The following is a 6,189-nucleotide window of genomic DNA, read 5'->3' as shown; positions in this document are numbered from 1 at the left end:
TTCACCGCGCAAGCTACAAGATCAAATCGCTGCAACCCTCGCTGTTTGATTAACGAAATTTCTTTCGCCGCGATTTATTTCGCGCTGTTTAGGACGCGCTCGCTTAAATTTCGACCTCGCACCCTCTGTGTATATTTAGCGCCAAAATTTAGCCTGCCCGCATTGCAGCGCCCGTCATCAAAATTTACTTGTCGTAGCACCTATCTTTAAATTTTAAAATTTGCCGCTCCTTTATCCGCCAACCTCGATCGAAGTATGCCGCCTGTGCGGCTTTAGCTGCACGCGGATTTCAAAACGAATTTTGATAAAGCAAACATTCGCTACGCCGTAAATTTAAAATTTAGCTCGTAAATCTATCCGTGCATTCACTCCGCGGCAGTTTAGAAAATGAAATTTTGCGCAGCATGAATATCGTCCCGCGCCGCACTAAATAAATTTAAAATTCCGATATATGCTAAATTTAGCCCATATTTGCGCTGTATCAAAACTCAAAATTTTAAAATTCGAGACTTTAAATTTAGTGCGAAATCAAGCGCGGAATTCCGCGCGCTGTTTCGCGCGCAAAGGTCGCAAAATTTAGAAATTTTAACCAAACTTTCGCTATCATCACGGCTTAAATTTTCACCCAAAGGAAACCGATGTTTGAATGGATCGCCTCACCCGAGGCATGGATCAGCCTGGCGACGCTCACGGGGCTTGAGATCGTGCTTGGTATCGACAATATCATCTTTATCGCGATTTTGTGCGGCCGCCTGCCCGAGGCGCAGCGCGGGCGCGCCCGTATAATCGGGCTTGCGCTTGCGATGATCACGCGCATTTTGCTGCTTCTAAGCCTAAGCTGGATCATGGGGCTAACCAAGCCGCTATTTAGCGTGCTTGCGCGCGATTTTAGCGGACGCGATCTCGTGCTGATCGGCGGCGGATTATTTCTACTCGTCAAATCCACGCTCGAGATCCACTCCAGCGCCACCGGCGAGGCGCACGAGCATAGCGCTAGCGGCGGCAAGGCAAGCTTCGGCGGCACGCTCGTGCAGATCGCCGTTTTGGACATCATCTTTTCGCTTGACAGCGTCATCACCGCCGTGGGCATGGCGCAGCACCTGCCCGTGATGATCCTCGCAGTCATCATCGCCGTGGGCGTGATGATGCTCGCTAGCGGCGCGATCGCGCGCTTCGTGGACGCAAACCCGACGATCAAAATTTTAGCACTTGCGTTTTTGATCCTAGTGGGCGTCTCGCTGATCGCCGACGGGCTGGGCTTTCACATACCTAAGGGCTACATCTACTTCTCGATGGCGTTTTCGCTACTTGTTGAGCTCATCAATATCCAGATCCGCAAAAAATCCGCCGCGAAATGATCGCAGGATTTTGCTAGATCTGAAAGGCGCGCATGGGATTTGCTAAATTTCTTTCGCCGCGACGTATCAAGCTTGCTCGCGGCACGGCTATGGATTTGAAGCTTGAGCCTGCAGCTGCAGACACGGCGAAATTTAGCTTTACGCTGGAGGGCTTGCGCTTTGCGGGGAATTTGGACTTAAAGCGCGACGGACTTTATCTTCCGATACGCGAGGGCGACGAGCTGGCGGTGATATATGAGGCTTCAAGCTCAAATTCCGGCGGGGAGGCTTTGAGGGGCTTAAATTCCGATCGCGAGGCTTTAAGCGGCGTAGGTTTAAGCGGTGAAAATTCCGCAGAGCGCCCTAACTGCGAAGTTTCAAGTAACGGAAATTCCACCGCCGCAAATTTAAACCGCGACGCATATAGCGATACGGCGGCAAGTGCGCGCCAAAATTCTACAGCATCTGATTTATCGGACAAAGATCGCAGCGGTATAAATTCCGCCGCTTTGAGCCTGATCCGCGAAGACTTTAACGAGCAGGCGAACGCTAATACGGAACTTTATACTTCGAGTTTGAATTGCAAAGATTTAAGCGGCTCCCTCTCTTTAAATTCTACCCACGAGGAGCATAACGCTTTGTCAAGCCCTGCTACAAATTCTGCTGCGAACCCCGCTGCATCTCCGCTAGATTTCGTTAATCTAAGCCTGGGCGCGCAGCGCTGGAGGGACGCCGGCAGCACGGCACTCGCCGCGATATTCGCAGCCTTCGGCGTAGCGCTAGCCGCGATGAGCATCTACTGCATAATCTTTATCTTTGAAAAGAGCGATCCTGCGGTAGCTATAGCCCTACCCGTCCTCGCGCCTTTTGCGTATTGCAGCTTTAAGTTTATGCGAAAGGACTGGCGCGCCGCAAAGTTTGGGCGCATATTCGCAGCGCTTCCGCACTCCAAAGAGCCCAAGCGAAGCGGCGAAGCGGAGGGCTACGCTAGCGGCGTGCGCGTGCTGCAAAGCGGCGACATTTATTATTATGGCTTCGCGCTGGACGGGCTATATTTATCGGGCGATAGCAAGCGGCAGATCGTCTCTGACGCGCTACGCGCAGATCAAAATTTAGCGGAGCTTGCGGACGGCGAAAATTGCATTAAATTTAAGAATTTAGACGCAGAAAATTCCGTAAATTCTATGAGCGTTAAGAATTTTACAAAATCAGCGAATTCCACAAGCTCTGCAAATTCTACTAACGCAGCAAATTCTATAAATTCCGCCCGCTCCGCCGAAGTCGCGGTATCCGTCAAGGCAAAGGACGCCTCGCAGAGCTTCGAGCTGCAAAACGGCGATATTCTCCGCGCTCGCTACAAAGACTACCGCGTTAGTGGGCTTTGGAATCAAAGCCGCGGCATGAAGCTCGGCGATACGCGCAGCGGGCTTCGGCGCGTAGCGGATTTTATCGCGAACATGGCGCTACAAATAGGTCTGCGTCTAGGCGGCGCACTCGTGCTGACGTGGCTCGGCGATCACATCGGCGGCTCCTTCGGCAACGCCCTAAGCTTCATCGGATTTTTGCTGCTGCTTAGCCTTATGCTTTGAAAGGCGAATTTCAAACGGCAGCCTTGCGGAATTTTGCAACTTCAAGGAATTTCAAATTTCTCAATTTCGCAGAATTCCACAGCGAGCGGATTTGGATTTTAAATTGAGGGCGCAAATTCTAAATCCAAATCTCGCGCGGCGTAAATTTGCGCTATAATCTAGCGAAAATTTAAAGGAAGCCGTTTTGAAAATTTTTATCTCGTTTTTATGCTTATTAAATTTCGCGTTCGCCGAGGCGGCACCCGCTTTGGCGGGAGGCGCAAACAGCGCTCAAAAAGACCAAAGTCTAGAAATTTTAATCGCGAATTTAAGCACGGCGCTTCAGGAGATTGACGAAGCCGGCCATCGCCCCGATGGTACGCCTTGCGAGAGCATCGTTAGGTTAAGGGCTGCGTTTATGGAGTTTTTGCAAAGCGCGGGTGAGAGCGCTCCGCAAATTTTAAAATCCTTGAGGTTCGCGCCGAATATGGCGATCTCGCAGGACGGCAAGTTTCGGGCATATTCAGTAGATATCAGCACCGGCGGCACGATGGGCGCGAACTACGTAGCATATCAATACGCAAGCGACGGGCGAAATTTCATTATGGATTTTGCGGACAAGGGTGCGCAGCAGCTGCAAGAATGCGTCCTTGGCGGCAGGCGGGATTGCGACTACGGCGAATGGGCGCTTGATACCGCATGGGGTGGCGAGCGAGTGATAAAAATTTTTAAAGTTAAAGAAAATCTATATCTAGTTTACGGAGTATCAAAAGGCTCTAGCAAACTCGCAAGCGATAAGCTTAAGGCGGTAGAAGCAAGCGAAACGGGTATAAAAATGGCTGATATATTTCATTACGTCCGCTCATGCGGCGCAGATTGCGACTGCTCTAAGATGAGCTCTTTGGCGCCGCACGACTCCGCTCGCTTCGGCATAGGATATGATTTTTTCTCATACTTAGACGGCAGTGACGAGATAAAGAGCAAATACGCTAAAAGGACGTTTTTGACCTTTGAAAACGGCACGTTGGGCGCTCTTAAGGTAAAATATAGCGATAAATACCCGGACGGCGAGCTTGTCGATGAATATCAATACTTTAAATTTGACGGCGAAAAATTTACGATAGAGAGTAAAATAATTCATTGCGAGCCCGGTAAAATTATAGAGGAGTTAGTCGCGCCCTCTAGCGCGCAGGGGCTTTGATGGGTACCGCGATGCTTGGCGGGTGCGCTAAATTTTAAGGCTTTTGGGTTGTAAATTTAAAGGCGCGGCGAAATTTCAAATTTTAGGCATATAAGATTTCGGCTGCGGAATTTTAAAATTTTAAAGTGTAGAATTTAATGGCACGGAATTTTAATTTCATAATTTTAAATTTTGCGGTGCAGAATTCCTCGGCGTGGATTAAAATTTTAAATTTCAAAACGCGCGGGATTTTAGGGCACGTAAAATTCCAAAGTGCAAAATCAAAAAGCGGAATTTTAAAATTTCAAATTTTACGGCGTGCGAGGTCGCAGCACGGAGCGTGAAGCTATAGTGCGCGAGGCTGTGACACGCAAAGCTGCGGCGAGCCGCCCGCTAGCTCCAAATTCTTTCGTTTAGTTTTAGGTTTTTTACGATCGCTAAAAAGTGCGAAAGCTCGCGCTTGAGCTGCGCGGCAGGGTCGCGGCGCAGCACGCTTTCGCCGATGTCGGGCTCGAAATTGTTGCGCCCCGTATTTACGAAAATATAAATTTTGCTATCTGCGAAGCTAAGGCTAACGGGCGCGGCCACGGCGCCTGCGAAGCGCAAGAGCCTACGCATAAAGACGGGCGTTATAATATACATCGCGCCCGCCGCGTCCTCGCAATACACGGCGAAGGCGGCATTAAACTCCGCATCGTCCATATCGATCCTCTTTAGCCCGAGAGTGTTCGGCGCGCCGGCGCAAGCGGGAAAAATCAGGGTTTTGGAGCTTATGCGTTTGTTAAATTCCGCGTAGAAAAAGGTGCCGAGGATTTCACTTTCCAAAATTCTATTAAACAATTTCACATCGCAAAATGCAAACCTCACGCCGTCATAAACGCCCGAGATCCTGTCGTTGCCGTATAAGTATCTGTCTAGTCGAAAAAAGAGCCCGGAGAGCTTGAGTTTAGCAGGATCGATATCACCTGAAATTTCATATCGGTAGCCGAATGCCTTAAAATAGGGCATTAGATAGTGCTCTTTAAAAGCGCGCCGAAATTTTACCAATAATCTCGTTTAAAGATTCTAAATAATACAAATAAGCCAGAAGCAGCCAAGATTAAAATTATAATCGCGAGTAAGATATATTTGGAAGTCGTGGGGCGATTTTGTAAATCAACTAAAAATAGGCATATTATAAAAAGACCCGCGGCTTGGATTATCGTAGCTTTTATGGGGGTTTGATCGAACAAAATGACCATGATAATAACAACTGCGAATAATCCAATAAAAAACGCCAAATCCTCTATGCTTCCTCCGTCGCGCAGTTTACATACCGAAAACGCGCCGTAGCCGAGCATGCACGCCGCTGCGAAGATCGTATTTCTTTTCGCCTTATACAAAAGCCCCAGTCTGATCTGCTCCAGCTCGCTCGCGCTCAATCGCCCCTCCTAAAATTTAAATCCGATTATGGCGCTTGCGAGCTTTAAATTCGCTTACAAACGGCGACGAAATTTTAAAATTTAGACTTGCGTAAATTTACGGTTAAATTTTAGCAGCGGATCGTCTAAATGGAGCGAAGGCAGAATTTCGGTATAAATTTAAGCGGCACGAAATTTTAAAAATTCCGTGCCGTAAGAGAGATAAAATTTTACGGGCGCGCTTTAAATTCGCTATAAAATTTCACTGCGCCGAGCCGTAAAATTTCGCGAAACAAACGCCGCAAATTATGCTGCGAAATTTGGGACGCCCGAGCGAACGCCGATAAATTTACGGGCGCTCGCGCCGCAAAAAGCGCCGCGCGGACGCCGCTAGCAAAATTTAAATTTTTCTATAAGGCGCCTGACCTACTTCGTAGAAGTTGTTGCCCTCGCTATCGATCGCTACGATAGCAGGGAAATCCTCGACCGTAAGTCTCGCGACCGCCTCAGGTCCTAGCTCTGGATAGGCTAGCACTTCGTACTTTTTGATACTTTGGCTGATTAACGCGCCGGCGCCCCCGATAGCGACCATATAGACGCAACCTGATTTTTTCATCGCCTCGACGACGGCGTCGCTGCGGTAGCCCTTGCCGATCATGCCGTTTATGCCCACTTCGTTTATCATCGTCGGAGTGTATTTGTCC

7 protein-coding genes are annotated in these 6,189 nt (G+C 48.9%); 4 read left to right on the top strand and 3 right to left on the bottom strand.

Translation table 11 applies throughout. The features are described from left to right. Positions 1-638: 638 nt before the first annotated feature. The 4 genes from Q0238_RS06060 to Q0238_RS06045 all read left to right on the top strand — a co-directional run bounded on the left by Q0238_RS06060 (position 639) and on the right by Q0238_RS06045 (position 4,429). Positions 639-1,358, top strand: a complete 720-nt coding sequence (locus Q0238_RS06060; protein ID WP_297943979.1) for a TerC family protein — start codon at positions 639-641, stop codon at positions 1,356-1,358. Between the two features lie 32 nt (positions 1,359-1,390). Then, the gene (locus tag Q0238_RS06055; protein WP_297943976.1) at positions 1,391-2,926 is read left to right on the top strand and encodes a hypothetical protein; all 1,536 of its coding nucleotides are present in this window, start codon (positions 1,391-1,393) and stop codon (positions 2,924-2,926) included. Positions 2,927-3,110: 184 nt separating this feature from the next. Next, positions 3,111-4,106 (top strand): hypothetical protein, encoded by a 996-nt coding sequence (locus Q0238_RS06050; protein WP_297943973.1) that lies wholly within the window; start codon positions 3,111-3,113, stop codon positions 4,104-4,106. A 137-nt stretch (positions 4,107-4,243) separates the two neighbouring features. After that, positions 4,244-4,429 carry a hypothetical protein gene (locus Q0238_RS06045; protein WP_297943970.1) on the top strand — a complete coding sequence of 62 codons (186 nt, stop codon included), beginning with the start codon at positions 4,244-4,246 and terminating at the stop codon, positions 4,427-4,429. A gap of 49 nt (positions 4,430-4,478) precedes the next feature. Here the strand turns inward: Q0238_RS06045 and Q0238_RS06040 are convergent, their stop codons facing one another. The 3 genes from Q0238_RS06040 to Q0238_RS06030 form a co-directional block, all read right to left on the bottom strand. Next, the gene (locus tag Q0238_RS06040; RefSeq protein WP_297943967.1) at positions 4,479-5,093 is read right to left on the bottom strand and encodes a DUF3137 domain-containing protein; all 615 of its coding nucleotides are present in this window, start codon (positions 5,091-5,093) and stop codon (positions 4,479-4,481) included. Positions 5,094-5,125: 32 nt separating this feature from the next. Then, entirely contained in the window at positions 5,126-5,506 is a 381-nt protein-coding gene (locus Q0238_RS06035; protein WP_297943964.1) for a hypothetical protein, read from the bottom strand. Between the two features lie 379 nt (positions 5,507-5,885). Continuing rightward, positions 5,886-6,189: fumarate hydratase C-terminal domain-containing protein (locus Q0238_RS06030; protein WP_297943962.1), on the bottom strand; the 304-nt coding region annotated here is incomplete at its 5' end.

Origin of the sequence: uncultured Campylobacter sp., from assembly GCF_938045775.1 — a bacterium.
Taxonomy (GTDB): Bacteria; Campylobacterota; Campylobacteria; order Campylobacterales; family Campylobacteraceae; genus Campylobacter_B.
The sequence above is the reverse complement of the archived record's forward strand: the minus strand, read 5'-3'. Positions and strand labels throughout refer to the sequence as shown.

Coding starts and splice junctions, on each gene's coding strand:
- Q0238_RS06040 (WP_297943967.1), bottom strand. CDS start 5,093: ATGCCCTATTTTAAGGCATTCGGCTACCGATATGAAATTTCAGGTGAT.
- Q0238_RS06055 (WP_297943976.1), top strand. CDS start 1,391: ATGGGATTTGCTAAATTTCTTTCGCCGCGACGTATCAAGCTTGCTCGC.
- Q0238_RS06060 (WP_297943979.1), top strand. CDS start 639: ATGTTTGAATGGATCGCCTCACCCGAGGCATGGATCAGCCTGGCGACG.
- Q0238_RS06045 (WP_297943970.1), top strand. CDS start 4,244: ATGGCACGGAATTTTAATTTCATAATTTTAAATTTTGCGGTGCAGAAT.